General features: G+C 73.0%; 16 protein-coding genes. 11 read left to right on the forward strand and 5 right to left on the reverse strand.

All coding sequences use genetic code 11. The features are described from left to right. Nucleotides 1–19 precede the first annotated feature (19 nt). From ACFYZ4_RS03955 to ACFYZ4_RS03965, 3 genes are all read left to right on the forward strand, one after another. Nucleotides 20–1,429: an amidase gene (locus tag ACFYZ4_RS03955; protein WP_390782961.1), complete on the forward strand. Its 1,410-nt coding sequence runs from the start codon at nucleotides 20–22 to the stop codon at nucleotides 1,427–1,429. A 159-nt stretch (nucleotides 1,430–1,588) separates the two neighbouring features. Next, complete coding sequence (locus ACFYZ4_RS03960) at nucleotides 1,589–2,026, forward strand: hypothetical protein (RefSeq protein ID WP_351292981.1); 438 nt, start codon at nucleotides 1,589–1,591, stop codon at nucleotides 2,024–2,026. A 54-nt stretch (nucleotides 2,027–2,080) separates the two neighbouring features. Further along, nucleotides 2,081–2,545 carry a type II toxin-antitoxin system PemK/MazF family toxin gene (locus ACFYZ4_RS03965; RefSeq protein ID WP_390782962.1) on the forward strand — a complete coding sequence of 155 codons (465 nt, stop codon included), beginning with the start codon at nucleotides 2,081–2,083 and terminating at the stop codon, nucleotides 2,543–2,545. A gap of 108 nt (nucleotides 2,546–2,653) precedes the next feature. Here ACFYZ4_RS03965 and ACFYZ4_RS03970 read toward each other — a convergent pair whose 3' ends face one another. Beyond that, nucleotides 2,654–3,505, reverse strand: a complete 852-nt coding sequence (locus ACFYZ4_RS03970) for a TIGR02452 family protein (RefSeq protein ID WP_390782963.1) — start codon at nucleotides 3,503–3,505, stop codon at nucleotides 2,654–2,656. 106 nt (nucleotides 3,506–3,611) lie between these two features. On the opposite strand from ACFYZ4_RS03970, the gene egtA reads away from it, so the two are divergent. From egtA to egtD, 4 genes are read left to right on the forward strand one after another with little or no spacing between them, the layout of a single operon-like run. Further along, entirely contained in the window at nucleotides 3,612–4,955 is a 1,344-nt protein-coding gene (gene egtA / locus ACFYZ4_RS03975) for an ergothioneine biosynthesis glutamate--cysteine ligase EgtA (RefSeq protein ID WP_351292975.1), read from the forward strand. After that, nucleotides 4,952–6,262 (forward strand): ergothioneine biosynthesis protein EgtB, encoded by a 1,311-nt coding sequence (egtB, locus tag ACFYZ4_RS03980; RefSeq protein ID WP_390782964.1) that lies wholly within the window; start codon nucleotides 4,952–4,954, stop codon nucleotides 6,260–6,262. Before egtA ends, egtB begins: the two co-directional genes overlap by 4 nt. Next, nucleotides 6,262–7,020: an ergothioneine biosynthesis protein EgtC gene (egtC, locus tag ACFYZ4_RS03985; protein WP_390782965.1), complete on the forward strand. Its 759-nt coding sequence runs from the start codon at nucleotides 6,262–6,264 to the stop codon at nucleotides 7,018–7,020. The genes egtB and egtC overlap by 1 nt, the downstream gene beginning before the upstream one ends. Beyond that, the gene (gene egtD / locus ACFYZ4_RS03990; protein WP_351292969.1) at nucleotides 7,017–7,991 is read left to right on the forward strand and encodes an L-histidine N(alpha)-methyltransferase; all 975 of its coding nucleotides are present in this window, start codon (nucleotides 7,017–7,019) and stop codon (nucleotides 7,989–7,991) included. Before egtC ends, egtD begins: the two co-directional genes overlap by 4 nt. On the opposite strand, the gene ACFYZ4_RS03995 is transcribed toward egtD, so the two are convergent. The 3 genes from ACFYZ4_RS03995 to ACFYZ4_RS04005 all read right to left on the reverse strand — a co-directional run bounded on the left by ACFYZ4_RS03995 (nucleotide 7,874) and on the right by ACFYZ4_RS04005 (nucleotide 11,092). After that, on the reverse strand, nucleotides 7,874–8,812 hold the full coding sequence (locus tag ACFYZ4_RS03995; protein ID WP_384343054.1) for a lysophospholipid acyltransferase family protein: 939 nt from the start codon (nucleotides 8,810–8,812) through the stop codon (nucleotides 7,874–7,876). The genes egtD and ACFYZ4_RS03995 overlap by 118 nt on opposite strands. Next, on the reverse strand, nucleotides 8,809–9,651 hold the full coding sequence (locus ACFYZ4_RS04000) for a GNAT family N-acetyltransferase (RefSeq protein WP_390782966.1): 843 nt from the start codon (nucleotides 9,649–9,651) through the stop codon (nucleotides 8,809–8,811). The genes ACFYZ4_RS03995 and ACFYZ4_RS04000 overlap by 4 nt, the downstream gene beginning before the upstream one ends. A gap of 178 nt (nucleotides 9,652–9,829) precedes the next feature. After that, nucleotides 9,830–11,092 (reverse strand): extracellular solute-binding protein, encoded by a 1,263-nt coding sequence (locus ACFYZ4_RS04005; protein ID WP_351292963.1) that lies wholly within the window; start codon nucleotides 11,090–11,092, stop codon nucleotides 9,830–9,832. 166 nt (nucleotides 11,093–11,258) lie between these two features. Between ACFYZ4_RS04005 and ACFYZ4_RS04010 the strand changes: the two genes are divergently transcribed. Continuing rightward, nucleotides 11,259–11,474, forward strand: coding sequence for a dodecin (locus ACFYZ4_RS04010; protein ID WP_351292961.1), 216 nt, complete (start codon nucleotides 11,259–11,261; stop codon nucleotides 11,472–11,474). 28 nt (nucleotides 11,475–11,502) lie between these two features. Here ACFYZ4_RS04010 and ACFYZ4_RS04015 read toward each other — a convergent pair whose 3' ends face one another. Beyond that, complete coding sequence (locus tag ACFYZ4_RS04015; protein ID WP_390782967.1) at nucleotides 11,503–11,997, reverse strand: hypothetical protein; 495 nt, start codon at nucleotides 11,995–11,997, stop codon at nucleotides 11,503–11,505. A 90-nt stretch (nucleotides 11,998–12,087) separates the two neighbouring features. Here ACFYZ4_RS04015 and ACFYZ4_RS04020 point away from each other — a divergent pair, with 90 nt between their 5' ends. The 3 genes from ACFYZ4_RS04020 to ACFYZ4_RS04030 all read left to right on the forward strand — a co-directional run bounded on the left by ACFYZ4_RS04020 (nucleotide 12,088) and on the right by ACFYZ4_RS04030 (nucleotide 17,927). Then, on the forward strand, nucleotides 12,088–13,110 hold the full coding sequence (locus ACFYZ4_RS04020; protein ID WP_390782968.1) for an MsnO8 family LLM class oxidoreductase: 1,023 nt from the start codon (nucleotides 12,088–12,090) through the stop codon (nucleotides 13,108–13,110). A 63-nt stretch (nucleotides 13,111–13,173) separates the two neighbouring features. After that, nucleotides 13,174–17,127 carry an NACHT and WD repeat domain-containing protein gene (locus tag ACFYZ4_RS04025; protein WP_390782969.1) on the forward strand — a complete coding sequence of 1,318 codons (3,954 nt, stop codon included), beginning with the start codon at nucleotides 13,174–13,176 and terminating at the stop codon, nucleotides 17,125–17,127. Further along, on the forward strand, nucleotides 17,124–17,927 hold the full coding sequence (locus ACFYZ4_RS04030; RefSeq protein ID WP_390782970.1) for a hypothetical protein: 804 nt from the start codon (nucleotides 17,124–17,126) through the stop codon (nucleotides 17,925–17,927). Before ACFYZ4_RS04025 ends, ACFYZ4_RS04030 begins: the two co-directional genes overlap by 4 nt. Nucleotides 17,928–17,973: the final 46 nt, after the last annotated feature.

Below are 17,973 nucleotides of genomic sequence, written 5' to 3' on the forward strand. Positions count from 1 at the left end.
ATAGGGGGAGTGGATCGCGATGTCGGATGCTTCAGCCGGCCTGGTCGAAATGGCATCAGCGCTCGCCGAAGGCAGTGTGTCCGCACGGGAGTTGACCGAGCGGGCGCTGCGCCGGATCGCGGCGGCGCAGCCGGAGCTGAACGCCTTCCGGACCGTACGCGCCGACGCCGCGCTCGCCGAGGCGGACGCGGCGGACCGGCGGCTGGCCGCGGGCGAGCGGCTGCCCCTGCTGGGCGTACCGCTCGCGGTCAAGGACGACATGGACCTGGCCGGGGAGCCGACCGCCTTCGGCTGTGCCGGGGCCTTCGCCCCGAAGACGGCCGACAGCGAGGCGGTACGGAGGCTGCGCGCGGCCGGTGCGGTCATCGTCGGCAAGACCCAGACGCCGGAGCTCGGGCAGTGGCCCTTCACCGAGGGCGAGGCCTTCGGCGCGACCCGCAATCCGTGGAACCCGGCCTACTCGCCCGGCGGTTCCTCGGGCGGTTCGGCGGCGGCCGTCGCGGCGGGCCTGGTCCCGGCCGCGCTGGGCTCGGACGGTGCCGGTTCGGTCCGGATCCCCGCGGCCTGGACCCACCTGATCGGCGTGAAACCGCAGCGCGGGCGCATCTCCACCTGGCCCGAGCCGGAGTCCTTCCACGGGCTCACGGTCAACGGCGTACTGGCCCGCACCGTCGCCGACGCGGCGCTCCTGCTGGACGCCGCGAGCGGCCCGCACCCCGAGGACCTGCACCGCCCGGCCCGCATCTCGGCGGTCGAGGCGGCCCGGCGCACCCCGCGCCGGCTGCGGATCGCCCTCTCCTTCGGGATGCCCTTCACCGCCACGCCCAAGGCCCTTGACCCGCAAGTGCGTTCCGCGGTGGAGCGGCTGGCCGGGCGGCTGGAGGCGCTGGGGCACGAGGTGGTCCCGGAGGACCCGAGGTACGGCCCGATCGGCCTGACCTTCGTACCCCGCGCGACCAGCGGCGTACGGGACTGGGCGGCGCGGGTGCCGGATCCGGCGCTGCTGGACCCGCGTACGCACGAGGCGGTGCGGACCGGCCGGATCCTGGGCGGGCTGGCCCTGCGGGTCTCCCGGCGGGCGGAGGCGGCGCTGGGGCGGCGGGTCGGCGAGGTCTTCGGCCGTTTCGACGTGGTGCTGACCCCGACGACGGCCACCCCGCCGCTGCGGATCGGAGCGCTGGCCGGTCTCGGTGCCATGGCCACGGACCGGGCGATGATCGCCGCCTGCCCGTACGCCTGGACGTGGAACGTCCTCGGCTGGCCGGGGGTGAACATCCCGGCGGGGTTCACCGGCGAGGGGCTGCCGATGGGAGCCCAGCTCCTGGGTCCGGCGGACTCGGAGCCGCTGCTCCTGGCGCTGGCCGCGCAGGTGGAGGCGACACAGGACTGGGCGGCGCGGCGGCCGGATCCGGTGCGCGCCGACGCGTGAGGTCCGGCGCGTGAGGTCCGGCGCACGAGGTCCGGCGCACGAGGTCCGGCATGGGGGGCTGCGGGGTCGGAGTGCCGACAGTGAGCCTCCGTGACAGGCTGAATGGGGGGATCTCGCCGGTCCGGCCACCGCGCCGGCCCTGCACCCTAGGAGAACGAAATGGCCAGTGACGCCAGCAGGCCCCAGGCAGGCCAAGGGCAACCGCGCCCCTGGCACGCACCCACGTCCGGTACCACCCTCCTGGCGGGAGTGCTGATGGTCTTCGGAGGGGCGATGGCGTTCCTCGAAGGGATCGCTGCCGTCGCCAGCGACGACCTGTTCGTCGTGACGCGCCACTACGTGTTCGAGTTCAGCCTGACCGGCTGGGGCTGGATCCACCTCATCCTGGGCATCGCCCTCGTGGTCGCCGGGTGCGCCGTCCTCGGCGGAGCCCTGTGGGGGCGCTACTTCGGCATCATGGTCGCCGGACTGGGCGCGATCGCCAACTTCCTCTGGATCCCGTACTACCCCTGGTGGGCGCTGGTCCTCGTCGTCGTCAACCTCTTCATCGTCTGGGCGCTGTGCACGGGCTCGCACCGGGAATCGGACATGACCTGACCGGCCGACCCGGCCGCACCGGGTCACGGGTCGGGTCCCGGTAACCTCGGCGGGATGACGGCACTTTCGCATCACGGCAACGGCTACACCGACCAGCCCGGCCGCGACGGGGACACCGCGACCACCGAGGCCGACCCCCGCGCCATCGGCCCCGTACGCACCGAGTACGCACCCGACCCCGACGGCGACCCCGATCCCGGTGAGATCGTGTGGACCTGGGTCCCCTACGAGGAGAACGACGGCCGCGGGAAGGACCGCCCGGTGCTGGTCGTCGCGCGGGAGGCGGGCGGACGGACCCTGCTCGCCGTGCAGCTGTCCAGCAAGCGGCACGACCACGACCGGGAGTGGGTGCCGATCGGGACGGGACCGTGGGACAGCGCGGGCCGCGAGTCCTGGGTGGACGTCGACCGGGTGCTGCGGGTGCACGAGTCCGGGATGCGGCGCGAGGCCTGCGCGCTGGACCGGGGACGCTTCCGGCTGGTCGTCGACAGCCTGCGCGAGCGCTACGGCTGGACGTAGGGCAGCGCGGACGCGGCGCGGGGACGGACTCGGCGGGAGGACGGACGGGCACAGAAGGCCGGTGCCCGGCCGCCCGCACGGACGCGCCCGCGCCGTCCCGCCCCGTCCTCAGGCCCCGAAACCCGCGAAGGCGCGCTCGAACGCCTCCCGCGGCTCGGGCTTGCGGTCCAGCACCCCGAACACCACCCGTTCAAACACTCTCGCGAACCGGCCCGCCAGCAGCCCCCGGAAGGCCTCGGCCACCTCCGCCGGGTCGGTCTGGAACACTCCGCAGCCCCACGCCCCCAGCACCAGCCGCCGGTAGCCGTGCAGCGCGGCCACTTCCAGCACGAGCTCCGCCCGCCGGACCAGCGCCCCCGGGATCTCGGCGACCCGCTGCGGCTCCTGCCGCCGGATCGTGCCCGCGTTCGGGGCGGGAGAGGTCAGGAAACCGACCCGGAACGGGGTCTCCAGCAGTTCGCCCCGGTCATCACGGAAGACGGGCACCCCGGGCGAGTGAATCACCCGGTCGGTGTAGAAGGTGCTGCGCTCCGCGCGGTGGACCTCGTAGTACTCCGGAGCCTCCAGCAGGGTCTCGTACAGGGCCGAGGCGCGGCACAGCGCCTCCTCCTGGGCCTTGGCCCCGCGGACGTAACCACCCCCGGGATTGCGGGCCGAGGCGAAGTTCAGGGCCGCCACCGGGGCCGGGTCCGGGCCGGCCGCCGCGGCCGGGCCGCCCGTCGCGAGCCTGCGGGCCGCGACCGTGGTGCTCTCGCCCGTGACCTCGACGGCCGTCGGTCCGCCCCCACGAACGACCTCTCCGTCTGGAACGACCCGGTTTGGTCCATATATCCTGGTTCCTGCCTTGGCCTCCGCCAGGGCGGCGGCCAGGGAGACCTGCCGTCCCGACCGCGTCCGGTAGCCACCGGCCGCCAGGATCTCCGCGTTCTCCCGCGCGATCTCGCGCAATCTGCTGCTCACGCCGCCATCCTCTGCACCCCGGCCACCGGCGGCAAAGGAATTTGTGCCCCAGGGAGGGGTAGGCACGGGTGAAGTCACGGCCGACGACAGGAGACGAGGACCCGGTATGCCCCAGGACTCACCCACTCCCCCACACACGCCCGCCCCACCCCGCACCGCCTCCCTCAGCGAGACCGAGGCGGAGGAGCTGATCCACGGCATCTGTTTCAAGACCGGCCCGCCCCGCCTCATCGGCGCCGAGCTCGAATGGCTGGTCATGGATGCCGAACGGCCCGAACAACCGCTGTCCCCCGAGCGGCTGCGGGGCGCGCACGCCGCCGCCCGCACTCTGCCCCTGAACTCGCGGCTGACCGTCGAACCCGGCGGCCAGCTCGAACTCAGCTCGGCCCCCGCCGCCTCCCTCAGCGGATGCGTCGACGGCCTGCAAGCCGACCTCGCCGCCGTGCGCGCCGCCCTGCTGGCCCGCGGACTGGTCCTGCGCGGCCTCGGCCGCGATCCGCGGCGCCCGTACCGCCGGCTGCTGAACAGCCCGCGCTACGACGCGATGGAGGCCTACTTCGACCGCACCGGCCCGGCCGGGCGCGTCATGATGTGCGCCTCCGCCTCCGTGCAGGTCTGCGTGGACGCCGGGTACGCGGAGCCGGGCGTGCTCGGTCACGGCCGGCGCTGGCGCCTCGCCCACCTGCTGGGCGCGGTCCTGGTGGCCGCCTTCGCCAACTCCCCTGCGGAGGAGGGCCCGTACGCCGGCTGGCGCTGCGCCCGTCAGGGCGTCTGGAGCGACATCGACAGCCGGCGCGCCCTCGCGCCGCCGCTGGACGCGGAGCCGCGGGCCGCGTGGACGCGGCAGGCACTGGACACCGAGGTGATGTGCGTCCGGTCGTACGAGGGCGAGGCCTGGGAGATCCCGCGCGGCACGACCTTCCGCGACTGGCTGCGCACGGGCGGCGACCTCGAGTGGCCGGAGCGCTCCGGTGCCGCGGGCCGCCCCGCGCTGCGGGCGCCCACCGCCGAGGACCTGGAGTACCACCTGACCACGCTGTTCCCGCCGGTGCGGCCGCGCGGCCACCTGGAGCTGCGGATGATCGACGCGCAGCCCGGCGACGACGGCTGGCTGGTCCCGCTGGCGGTCGTGCACGCGCTGTTCGACGATCCGGAGGCGGCCGAGACCGCGTACCGCGCGACGAAGGCGCTGTCCGACGCGCACGGCCCGGGGCCCTCGCCCCGCAATCCGCTGTGGCGCTCCGCCGCCCGGGACGGCCTGGCCGATCCGGAGCTGCGGACGGCCGCGACGGCCTGTTTCCTGGCCGCCGTGGAGGCGCTGCCCCGGCTGGGCGCGAGCGAGCACGTGCAGGAGACGGTCGGTGCGTTCACCGAGCGCTTCGTGCTGCGCGGCCGCTGTCCGGCCGACGACGCGTCCCCCCTGCTCACCGGAAAGGAGGCCCGCCGATGACCACGTCATACCCGTCCCGGGAAGCCCTGCGGGAGCGGGCGGCCGCCGCCCTGACCGCCGCGCGCGCACGGACGGCCGGGCTCACCGACGCCGTGAGCGATGCGGACCTGACCGCCCAGCACTCGCCGCTGATGTCCCCGCTCGTGTGGGACCTCGCGCACATCGGGAACCAGGAGGAGCTCTGGCTGCTGCGCAACGTCGCCGGCCGCGCGTCCATGCGCCCCGAGATCAACCCGCTCTACGACGCCTTCGAGCATCCCCGCGCCGAGCGGCCCAAGCTGCCGCTGCTCGGACCCGAGGAGGCCCGCCGGTACGCGGCCGAGGTGCGCGGCCGGGTCTTCGACCTGCTGGAGCGCACCCCGATGGAGGGCAGTGCGCTCCTCGACGACGGCTTCGCCTTCGGGATGATCGCGCAGCACGAACAGCAGCACGATGAAACGATGCTGATCACCCACCAGCTGCGGCAGGGCGCGCCCGTGCTGACCGCGCCGGATCCGGACGCCCCGTACGATCCGCCGCGCGCCGCCGAAGTCCTCGTCCCCGGAGGCCCGTTCACCATGGGGACCTCCGCCGAGCCGTGGTCGCTGGACAATGAGCGACCCGCGCACGTCCGGGACGTCGGGCCCTTCTGGATCGACACGGTGCCGGTGACCAACGCCGGCTACCTGGCCTTCATCGCGGACGGCGGCTACCGCGAGCCCCGCTGGTGGGCGGCGCCGGGCTGGCAGCAGATCCGCGAACACTGCATAGAGGCCCCGCTGTTCTGGCACCGGGAGGCGGGCCAGTGGCTGCGCCGCCGCTTCGGGGTGACCGAGCCGGTGCCGGAGGACGAGCCGGTGCTGCACGTCAGCTGGTACGAGGCGGACGCCTACGCCCGCTGGGCGGGGCGGCGGCTGCCGACGGAGGCGGAGTGGGAGAAGGCGGCCCGCTTCGATCCGGCGACCGGCCGCTCGGCCCGCTACCCGTGGGGCGACGCGGACCCGACCCCGGCCCTGGCCAATCTGGGCCAGCGCCACCTGCGCCCGGCCCGTGCGGGCAGCTACCCGGCGGGGGCCTCCCCGCTCGGGGTGCGCCAGCTGATCGGCGACGTGTGGGAGTGGACCGCGTCCGATTTCCTGCCGTACCCCGGGTTCCGGGCCTTCCCGTACCGGGAGTACTCGGAGGTGTTCTTCGGACCGGAGCACAAGGTGCTGCGGGGCGGTTCCTTCGCGGTGGACCCGGTGGCCTGCCGGGGCACCTTCCGCAACTGGGACCTTCCGGTGCGGCGGCAGATCTTCTCCGGCTTCCGGACCGCGAGGGACGTCTGATGTGCCGTCATCTCGCCTATCTGGGGCCGGTGGTGGAGCTCCGGCGGCTGCTGAGCGAGCCCGATCACTCACTGGTGCGCCAGTCCTGGGAGCCGCGCCGGCAGCGCTCCGGCACGGTCAACGCCGACGGCTTCGGCATCGGCTGGTACGCGGAGGGCGACCCGGTGCCCGCCCGCTACCGGCGGTCCGGGCCCGTCTGGTCCGACCCGACCTTCACCGATCTCGCCCGGGTGGTGCGCAGCGGGGCCGTGCTGGCCGCCGTACGGGACGCCACGCTGCCGGGGGCCGACGGGGAGGCGGCGGCCGCGCCGTTCTCGGACGGGCCGTGGCTGTTCAGCCACAACGGCGCGATACGGGGCTGGCCGGACGCGGCGGGCCCGCTCGCGGCCGGGCTGCCGCCCGAGGACCTGCTCCGGCTGGCCGCGCGCACGGATTCGGCGCTGGTCTGGGCACTGGTCCTGCACCGGCTGCGGGCCGGCGACGACCTGGGCACGGCGCTCGCCGAGCCGGTCCGGGAGCTGGCCACGGCGGCTCCCGGCTCGCGGCTGAACCTGCTGGCGACGGACGGTGCCACGATCGCCGCCACGGCATGGGGGGACTCGCTCTGGTACCTGGCCGACGCGGACGCCCGGCGCACCGTGGTGGCCTCCGAGCCGTACGACGACGACCCCCGGTGGTGCGAAGTGCCCGACCGGACCCTGCTGACCGCCACCCGCACGCGGGTCGAACTGACCCCGCTCAAGGAGAACTCCCCGTGACCAACTTCCAGTTGACCCGGACCCTCGACGAGCACGCGGCGGAGACCGCGCTGCGCACGGACGTGCTGCACGGGCTCACCCACCTCCCCAAGGTGCTGCCGCCCAAGTGGTTCTACGACGCGCGGGGCAGTGAGCTCTTCGAGGAGATCACCCGGCTGCCCGAGTACTACCCGACCCGCGCGGAGCGGGAGATCCTGCTGGAGCGGGCCCGGGAGATCGCCTCCGAGAGCGGTGCCCGCACCCTGGTGGAGCTGGGCTCGGGCTCCTCGGAGAAGACCCGGCACCTGATCGAGGCGATGCCCGCGCTGGACACCTACGTACCGGTGGACGTGAGCGAGAGCGCCCTGCGGGGGGCGGCGGAGACGCTGCTCGCGGCGCATCCGGGGCTGCGGGTGCACGCGCTGCTGGCCGACTTCACGCGCGCACTGCAGCTGCCGGACTCCCCCGGACCCCGGCTGGTGGTGTTCCTGGGCGGCACGATCGGGAACCTGCTGCCGCCGGAGCGTGCGGTGTTCCTGGCATCCGTACGGGCGATGCTGTCGCCCGGGGACGCGCTGCTGATGGGCACGGACCTGGTGAAGGACGAGGCCGTGCTGGTGTCGGCGTACGACGACTCGCGGGGGGTGACGGCCGAGTTCAACAAGAACGTGCTGGCGGTCGTCAACCGTGAGCTGGACGCGGACTTCCACACCGCCGACTTCGCGCACGTGGCGGTGTGGAACAGGGAGCAGGAATGGATCGAGATGAGGCTGCGGGCCCGGGCGGAACTGGTGGTGAAGATCCGGGCGCTGGATCTCGTGGTGCCGTTCGCGGCGGGTGAGGAGATCCTGACGGAGGTCTCGGCGAAGTTCCGTCAGGAGGGCGTACGGAAGGAGTTGGCGGCGGCGGGACTGGAGCTGACCCAGTGGTGGACGGACGCGGCGGGCCGGTTCGCGCTGTCCTTGTCGGTCGCCGACGGCGTGGCCGGCTGAGTCGGTATGCCGGGAAGCAGGATCGGGGCTGAGGCTCCGAGCACGGCCTGCTGAGCGGCTGCCGCGAGGTCCCGCCGGTGCGCGTACCGGCCCGGCGGGATCCGCGGCAGCAGCCTGACCTCGGCCCGTACGCCGCGGGCCCGGGCGATCCGCCACAGCGAGGCGGTCAGCGGGTCGTCCCCGACGAAGGCGGGCGCCCCGGCCGGGGTGCCGTCGCAGTGCAGGTAGGCGAGCCGCACGGGCTGTACGGGGACCCGCGCGTCCAGCGCCGACTGGAAGGCGGCCCGACGGAAGGTCCCCTGGGCGCGGCCGCACCATGTGGAGCCCTCGGGGAAGACGGTGACCCGGTCGCCGGCCAGCAGCGCGCCGGTGATGGTCTCGACGGTGGCGGGCAGGGCGCGGATCTTGTCGCGCTCGATGAACAGGGTCCCGGCGCCTCCGGCGAGGCGGCCGAGGACCGGCCAGTCGCGGATGTCGCTCTTGGCCAGCATCCGGCAGGGCACGGCTGCGGCGACGAGCGGGATGTCCAGCCAGGAGATGTGGTTGGGGACGAGGAGGCGGCCGCCTTCCGGGCCGGGGCTGCCGTGCACGGTGATCCGTATGCCGAAGGCCCGTACCAGGGCGGCCGCCCAGGCCCGTACGACGGTGTGCCGGGGGCCGGCCGGCAGCAGCCGGACCGGCGGGGCGCCCAGGATCCCCAGCAGGATCAGGGCGACGGCGGCGGTGAGCCGGAGCACCGCCCGCGGGACGCTCGCGATGCTCCCCTCGTGGCCCGCACAGGCCTCGGGGGTGCAGGGCGAGGTGGGAAGCCAGACGCTCATGCGCCCGGGACGAGCGAGCGGAAGTGCTTCAGGTAGCGCGGGTTGGTGCGGCGCAGCGAGAGCAGCACGTACAGGTCGGCGCAGCCGAACTCGGCGTCGAGGGCGGGTTCGCCGCAGACCCAGGCGCCCAGGCGCAGGTAGCCGCGCAGCAGCGGGGGCAGCTCCATGCGGTCGGGGAAGGTGATGCCCTCGGGGTTCCAGGGGAGGTGCGGGGTGACCCGGTACTCCTCGGGGGCGAGGCTGCGGGTCAGGGCGGTCTCGCGGGTGGCTGCGGCCAGGACCCCGCCGTCGGCGAGCGGTATCGAGCAGCAGCCGGCGAGCCAGTTGTGCCCGGTGCGGTCCATGTAGTGGGCGAGGCCGGCCCAGATGAGGGCGATGACGGCGCCGTTGCGGTGGTCGGGGTGGACGCAGGAGCGGCCGACCTCGACCAGGTCGGGGCGGATGGGGGCGAGGGCGGAGAGGTCGAATTCGCCCTCGGAGTAGAGGCGGCCGGCGACGGCGGCGCGCTCCGGGGGCAGCAGCCGGTAGGTGCCGACGACCTGCTCGGTCTCCTCCTCGATGACGAGGAGGTGGTCGCAGTACGCGTCGAAGGCGTCGGAGTCGAGGCCGGGCTCGGGCCCGTCCAGGCGGGCGCCGAGCTCGCCGGCGAAGACCTGGTGGCGCAGGCGCTGGGCGGCGCGCACCTCGGACTCGTCGCGGGCGAGACGTACGGCGTAGTGGGGGCCGGCGGCCGGCACGGCGCCCCGGGGTGCGGTGGGCGTGAGGGGGGCGGGACCGGTGGGGACGGTGAGGGTGGAGGGGGGCGTCAGGGGGGACGGGGACAGGGGTGCGATGGTCATGGCGGCTCCTGATCCGGGCGCGGAGGGCCAGGCCGGCAGGTGCGTGGCCTGGCTCCTTTACTTCTTCCGTGACCGGCTGGATTCGACATGACCGCTCAGCGGCCCTTGGATGTGCGGACGCTGAACTTGGTGGTGAAGGCGGCGGTGGACCCGTAGGCGGGCGGGGCGGCGGCCCGGCTCAGCGGTCGGAGCTGAGGACCTTGCCGATCTCCTCGGAGGCCGTCCGGGCCGCCTGCTTGGGGTCCCGGCCGGTGAGGACGGCCGTCATGAAGGGCTTGATCGGGTTCTTCGCCTCGACCTCGGCCCAGCGGGCGGAGGTGGGGGTGGCCCGGCCCTGGGCGGCGCCGGGGGCCATGTTGGTGGCGCCCTCGTTGCCCTCGACCACGTGCGCGAGGGTGGTCTTGTTCGGTACGTAGCTCATCGTACGGGCGAGTTCGGTCTGCCACTTCTCGCTGACCAGGGCCGTGATCACGTCGACGGCGTGCTTCCGCTGTCCGGTCCGCTCCGGGATGATCAGGTCGGAGCCGCCGGTGAAGACGGCGCCCGCCTTGTCGGAGGTCTTGCCGGGGATCGGGAAGAAACCCAGCTTGCCCTTCAGGGCGGGGTTGGCCGCCTCGATCTCGGCGGCCTGGCCGGGCGGGGCGATGATCTGCGCGATCCGGCCGCGCGCGAAGGCCTGCGACTGCGGGGGCGTCTCCTCGTCGGCGTCCTTGGGGCCGTCGCCGAGGGCCTGGAGCTGCCGGTAGAACTCCATGCCGGCCAGGGCCTTCTCGTCGTCGAGGGTGCCGACCCACTTGCCGCCGGTCTCGACGGCGAGTTCGCCGCCCTCGTCCCAGATGAAGCCGGCGAGGACGTACCAGTTCTGGCCCGCGAGGTAGATGCCCTGCTGGTCGCCCTTGTCGAGCTTCTGGGTGGCCTGGATCCACTCCTGGCGGTTCTTGGGCGGGGTCTTGATCCCGGCGTTCGCGAAGAGGTCCTTCTGGTAGATGACCACCCGGTTGGCGGCGTACCAGGGGACGCCGTACTGGGCGCCGTTGATGCTGCCCGGCTCGGCGAGGCCCTTGAGCCAGTCCTTGCTGCCCCACTCGCGCAGGCCTTCGAGGGTGAGCTCGGAGAGGCCGCCCTTCTCGATGTACTGGGCTACCTGGGTGTTGCCGACCTCGATGACGTCGGCGCTCTCCTTGCTCGTGCCGTCGAGCACGGCGTTCACCTTGTCGCCGATGCCCGTCCACTCCTGGATCCGGACGTCCAGGTCGACGCCGGGGTGTTCGTGCTCGAACGACAGGGTGAACGCGTCGATGAAGTCCTCCGAGGCGCTGCCCTTCATCAGCCAGAGCGTCACCTTCTGCGGTCCTGAGGCCGAATCGGCCGACTGGCCGCAGCCCGTGAGGGCGGTCGCGGCCGCGAGGGCGGTGCACAGGGCGAGCAAGCGCATCTTCAAGAGGGTCACCTTCTGGGGGCTCGATCTCAGATGGCTCGAAATTGGCATAGACCAATAGGCCGGTCAAGGGTCTTTCGCTCCGGATTGTTCGCGCAAAGTTCGCGGAGCCGGACTTACTGGGGCACCGTAGAACCAGGCAAAAGCCACCCACTGTCGGGAGACCCCCATGTCCAATCACACGTACCGGGTGACCGAGATCGTCGGCACCTCCGACGAGGGCATCGATCAGGCCATCCGCAACGGGATCGCCAGGGCGGGCCAGACCGTGCGGAACCTGGACTGGTTCGAGGTGGTCCAGGTACGCGGCCACATCGAGAACGGGGAGATCGCCCACTACCAGGTGGGGCTCAAGGTCGGCTTCCGCCTCGACGGCGAGGACTGAGCCCCGCCGGGCCGGCCGCCGGCCGCGGTCAGGTCCGGCCCTCGACCTCCTGCGCGGATTCGAGTTCCGGCGCGTCCGCCGCCCAGTCGGCCCGCACCACCCGGAAACCGGCGGCCCGCGCCGCCTGGCAGACGAGCTCGTCGTCGTCCACGAGCATGCGCACCTCCCGGCCGCGCGCGATCCGGCCCAGCACCTCCAGCTTGGTCGTGCGGGCCGGCCGCCGGTCCTGGTTCCCGCGCATCCACAGCCGCCCCTCGGGCAGCCCGTGGCGGGCGAGCCAGTCGAGCGTGTCGGCCCGGCACCGCTCGGGGCGCCCGGTCAGGTACATCACCTCGCAGTCGGCCGCGCTCTCCACCGCGAGCGCCACCCCGCGCGCGAGCGGCGGATCGGCCGGGGCCGCACCGAAGAAGCCCGTCCAGTCACGGGGGCGCCGCTCCAGGAAGTGCTGGCGATGGCCGGTGTCCGCCAGCGTGTTGTCGATGTCGAAGACGGCCAGCGGCCGAGAGGTGCTCTTCTCGCTCATCCGGTCAGCGTAGGGCCGGGCACGGACACGGACGCCGCCCCCGCAGAAGGGGGAGGGGAATCCTGTCGGCCCCCGGACGTTGACACCTGTGTGATCCGAAAACTCTCGATACTCGACCGGTCCCGCACCCGCGAGGGCCACCCGGCCCCGCAGGCCCTGCGCGACACCGTGGAGCTGGCCCGGACGGCCGAGGAGCTCGGCTACCACCGCTTCTGGGTGTCCGAGCACCACAGCGTGCCCGGAGTCGCCGGATCGGCGCCGGCCGTGCTGGCCGCGGCCGTCGCCGGCGCGACGCACCGGATCCGCGTCGGCACGGGCGGCGTGATGCTGCCCAACCACCAGCCGCTGGTCGTCGCGGAGCAGTTCGGGGTGCTGGAGTCGCTGTTCCCCGGCCGGATCGACATGGGGCTCGGCCGCTCGGTCGGCTTCACCAACGGGATCCGGCGCGCCCTGGGCCGGGACACCGGGGACGCCGACCGCTTCGAGGAGCAGCTGGCCGAACTGCTGGGCTGGCTCGACGGCACCCAGCAGGCGCACCCCGAGGTGCACGCCCGCCCCGCCGAAGGGCTGCGCATACCGGCGTACGTCCTGGCCACCGGCGAGGGTGCCGGGATCGCCGCCCGGGCCGGGCTGCCGCTGGTCGTGGGCGACCTGCGCTCCCGCGGACGGGTGAGCGAGATCGTGGAGACGTACCGCGAGGAGTTCCGGCCCTCCGCCCGGGCCGCGGAACCGTACGTGGTCGTCTCCGGAACGGTGGCGGTCGCCGCCACGGCCGAGGAGGCCCGCCGCATCCTGGTCCCGGAGGCCTGGTCCGTCGCGTACTCCCGCACCCGCGGCAGCTTCCCGCCGCTGCGCCCGGCGGAGGAGATCGAGGCCCTGGAGATGACCGCGAAGGAACGCGAGCTGTACGAGGGCGCCCTCGCCGGACACATCCACGGCACCGAGGACCAGGTCGCGGCGCAGCTCTCCGAGGTCGGCGCCCTGACCGGCGCGGACGAACTCCTGGTCACCACCTCCACGTACGACCGCACGGCGCTCCTGGACTCGTACGCACGCCTGGCCAGGGTCGCGGGCCTCCGCGACCCTGCGGTAGGAAGCCCGGGGATCGGGTAGCGTCGGTGAGCCGTGCCGTTCGCGGTGGTGGCGCGGCGTCAACCGATCTGGGCGAGGGGCGTGTTGAGCAGGACGACGGAAGGCCGGGGCGCACCCGGCCTCATGGTGCTGTCGATCGGGGTCGGAAGCTTCGCCGAGGGCTCCGAGCTGGAGGACCTCGGGTTCGTTCGCTCGCGCGTCAAGGAAGTGCAGGCGGCCTTCGGGCAGTTCGGCGCGGAGGGGGAAACCTCGCTGGACCTGCCTGAGGGCGAGATCGAGGCCTTGCTGCGGAAGTGGATCGTCGACGAACCGGGCGCCGCCGACGTCCTCGTCGTCCACCTCATCGGCCACGGCCGGGCGGACCGCAGCGGCCGTCTCTCCTTCGTGGCGCACGACGACCGCGACGTCGACGTCGACCGGTGGATCGAGAAGGCGCAGCAGGAGGCCGAACGGGCCGGAGGCGGGGAGCGCCGCGTGGTGTTCCTCATCGACACCTGCTCGGCCGGCACCGCGACGGGCCGGCAGTCGGTCTCCGAACTCGACGGCCGGCGGGGCGTGTGGTCGCTCGGGGCCTCCGTGAGCAGCTCACCGACGGAACAGGGCCGCTTCAGCGGATGGATCACCGCGGCGCTGGACGTGCTGCGGTACCGGGACTTCGCCCCGGACGTCGAGACGGTCGGATTCACGCGGTTCGTCAAGGAGTTGATCGCCCAGATCAAGGCGGACACCACCACCCGGCGCATGTCCCTCGGCTTCAGCGTGGAGCAGGGCGACGGCGAGTGGCCGTTCCTTCCGAACCCGCTGACGCTGCAGAACACGCCGGAACAGATCCAGTTGCTGCGTCGCTCCCTGGGCTACGTCCCCGGCGAGGACCTGGGCGATCGGATCGCGGCGGGCGAGAAGATCACCGACGGCCTCTACTTCATCGACCGCGCCTCCGGCCGCGGCCTGTTCTCCACGGACCACAGCACGGGCTTCTTCTCGGGCCGGGCCGCCGAACTGGAGCACTACCGGACCTGGTTGGCGGGTGACAGCCCGCTGCTGACCGTCACGGGCGCGGCCGGGGCGGGCAAGTCGGGGCTGCTGGGCCTCATCGTGTGCGCCGCCCATCCCCACCTCCGCCGCACGGTCCGGGCCCTGTGGGAGCCCGCCGGGCCCGACCTTCCGGAGGTCCCGGACGTCGTCGCCGTCCACGCACGGCAGCGCTCGGCGCAGCAGGTGATGACGGCCATCGTGGACCAGGCGGGACTCGCCCTGCCCAAGCAGGACGGCCCGGACGGCGAAGCCCCGGAGCAGGCCGGCGGTGGCTCCCAGTCCGGCGGATGGAGCCCTGGCCTGCTGCGTGAGGCCCTCGAGCGGGAGCAGAGAAACCGGCTCATCGTGGTCGATGCCGTGGATGAGAGCACCGACCCCCGGGCGGTCCTGCGCCTGGTGTCCGTGCTCGTCGCACCGGACGAGCAGGACGGAGCGGCCTCGGTCGCGCCATGCAGGATCCTGCTGGGGGGCCGACGCGAGGGAACAGCCGAGCTGTCGAGCACCGCGGAGGCCTCCGGGATCGCCGTGGACCGGATCGACCTGGACACGGCGGATCCTGTCGCGCTCCAGGAGGATGTACAGCGCTACGTCGTGCGGTTGCTGAGGGCCAGTAAGCCCTATGCCTACGGTCCGCCCTCGGACTTCGTCGACTACCTGGCGAAGGAGGGGGCACAGAACATCGTCCGGCGGCTGCGACCGGACGGCCTCTGGGGGCCATTCCTGATCGCCGGTCTGTACGTCCACTATCTGGTGACCCTGAAGAACCCCCCGCAGGACGAGGCCACCGCCCGGGCACACACCCTGGCGGCGTCGTCGGAGCTGCCGCACCTGATGGAGGCAGTGCTCGCCGCCCGCAAGGACGAGTTCGGCTCGCTCCGCGCGTTCCTCGCCGTCCTCGCGAGATCGCAGGGTGACGGCATGCCACGGACGACGCTGCGCAGGTGCCTGAGGGCCCTGGGCGCCGACGACATCAGCGACAGGACCTTCCTCGCCACGCTGCGGGAGGCCACGCCGTTCCTGCGTACCGGAGTCGACCCCGAGAGCGATGTGGCCCTCTACCGGATCTTCCATCAGGGACTGGCGGACTACCTGCGCGATCATCCCGTGAGTTCGGACCCGGTGGACGCCGCCCGGAGCCTCGACCTGGAGCGAAGGCTCCTGTCGGAGGTCGTCGGCCCCTTCACGGCGGACGCGGGCCGGCCGGGCGACCGTTGGGACTCGGCGGAGCCGTACGCGCTGCGGCACGCCCTGGGGCACCTGAGCCGGGCGGACTCCCCCGCGTACGCCGAGACGCTCCTCACCGATCCGTACTTCCTCATCCGCTTCGATCCACGACAGGATCCCGGGGCACTGGACCTGGCACAGTCGGAGCGGGCCGCGGAGTACGTCCGGCTGTTGAGCGCCTCGTGGTCTTCGCACTCGCAGCTGCGGAGTGCGTCAGACCGTGCTTCGGTGTTCGCGTTCGACGCCCACCGGCTCACCCTGCCCGAGCACCAGAAGCAATTCACCCGCATCGGGCGCGAGGTCGGCTTTCAGCCGGAGGAGGCCCACACGGTGCTGTGGGCCGAGGGCGGCCGGGTGGATTCCAGCGCCCGCTGCATCGAGTACCGGAACTCTCTGGTGCGCAATGTGGCCTTCTCCCCGGACGGGAGCCTCCTCGCGGCCGCCACGACCAGCGGAGTGAAGGTGACGGACACGGCAACCTGGCAGTCCGTCGGGCCTCTGCTCGGGCATGCAGGCACAAGCGATGTCACCTTCTCGCCGGACGGCCGTCTGCTGGCGTTCGCAACGAGGCACTGGACGGGGAACGTTCACCTCTGGGACGTCCGGCGGCGGATTCTCGTCGGACAGCCGTGGGCGTGCCGCACCGGAGCGATCCGCGCCCTGGCCTTCTCTCCCGACAGTCGTCACCTCGCGATCGGCAGCGCGGACCTTGATGTCTCCGTCTGGGACGTGACCGGCGAACACCAGGTCGAAGCAGCGCGTCTGGAGTTCAGCGGGGCTGTCACCAAGGTGTGTTTCAGCCCTGACGGACTCCTGCTCGCCGCGAGCGGAACGAGCGGCCTGACCGTGTGGCGGACCACAGACTGGCATCGGACCTCCCTGAGCACGGACAGCACACGGGGAGTCGCTTTCTCCCCCGATGGCCGCCTGCTCGCCGCACTCAACAGCAATGGCGTCGGGCTGTGGTCCGGCGACACGCTCGAATTCCTCCGCCCGGCGGGCGGAGGACGGGGGTTCCGCTCCAACGTGGCGTTCTCGGCGGACGGATCCCTCCTGGCCTTCGGCTCCTTGAGCTCACTCAAAGTAGTCGATTTGGTGTCGGGGCGGACTGTGAGCCACCAGACCGCGAGAAGCGCGGACACCACCTCGCTGGTGTTCCACCCTTCGGATGTGTCGTTGCTGGTCAGCGGTGACGCAAATGGTCAGGTACGCCTGTGGAGAGCGCCCGCGCGGAGCGGCGCCGCCGCCCCCCGGCTGCCCCAGTTCGACCCCTCCGGTGCCGTCGGCTCGCCCGACGGTCGCCTGATCGCGATCCTCAACCGGACGACAGCCCGTCTGGAACTCCGCGATCCGGCCACCGGCCACGCCCTCGCGTCGGCCGGGCCCATGAGAAACGTCCTCAAGATGGCGTTCTCCCCCGACAGCCAGACACTGGTCGCCGTCTCCTACGCCGGCGTCCTCCATGTCATCCGCACAGGTTCGGGGCCGCTCCCACCTGCAGAGACCATGCGAGTGGAAGGAGCCGCTTCATCCACGTCCCCGCTCACCTTCTCCTCCGACAGCAGGCTGTTCGCGCTGATGGTCGAAGAACCCCCTTCCCGCACCAGCGTGATCAAGGTCTGGGCGGCACACGACCTGCGTCTCGTCCAGCGGATCCCGCTCCCCGGGCGGCCAAGCCACTTCGGGTTCGCCGGACCCGAGAAGCTGTTCGTCACGATCGACGGAGCCGTCGCCGTCTACGGCTGCGACGGCACGCACGCACAGGAGACCCCCGCATGACCCGCGTCCTCGGCATCCACGGCGTCCGCAACTACAAGGCCGCCGACAGCGCGCCCCACCTCGGCAGTGCGCGGCTGCGTGCCGACTGGCTCGGGGCGATCGGGGCGGCCGGTCCGGGGCTCGATCTGGAGACGGCCTACTACGCCGACCTGCTGCGCAGCGAGCAGCAGGGCGCGGAGCCGGCCGACGACGAGCTGGCGCTGGTCGAGCAGTGGGCGAGGGTCTGGGGGATCGACCCCAGCGGGGCGCAGGGGCGGGCCACGGGCTGGCTGCGGTGGATCTGCGGGCAGGTCGCCGAGCGGACCCGGCAGAATCCCGCGGTGGTGGAGAAGAGCGTCAGGCTGTTCTTCCCCGAGGTGGCGCGGTACTTCGCCGCCGGGCGCGAGCCCGTGCGCGCGCGGGTGCGGGCCGCGCTGGTCCGGCACCGGCCGGAGGTCGTCGTCGCGCATTCGCTGGGCAGCGTGGTCGCCTACGAGGCCCTGCACGACCTGGCGGGCAAGCTCGACGTACGGCTCCTGCTGACGCTCGGCTCCCCGCTGGCGCTGCCGAACGCGGTCTTCCACCGGCTCGATCCCGGTCCGCTGGAGGGCCGGGGTGCCAGGCCTCCAGGGGTGCGGCAGTGGGTGAACATCGCCGACGTCGGAGATTTCGTGGCCGTCCCGAAGGGTGAGCTGGCCCGGGTGTTCGACGGGGTGGAGGAGCGGCCGGAAATCAGCATCGCCCCGCTGTGGCCGCACAGTGTGCTCGACTACCTGAGGCATCCGGCGGTGGCCGAGGCCATCACGGCCGGCCGGCACTGACGCCGCAGCCCCGCCGCCGCCCCGCCAGCGAGGCCCTAAACTGGGG

It is taken from the genome of Streptomyces sp. NPDC001513, from assembly GCF_042894695.1.
In the GTDB taxonomy this organism is placed as follows: domain Bacteria; phylum Actinomycetota; class Actinomycetes; order Streptomycetales; family Streptomycetaceae; genus Streptomyces.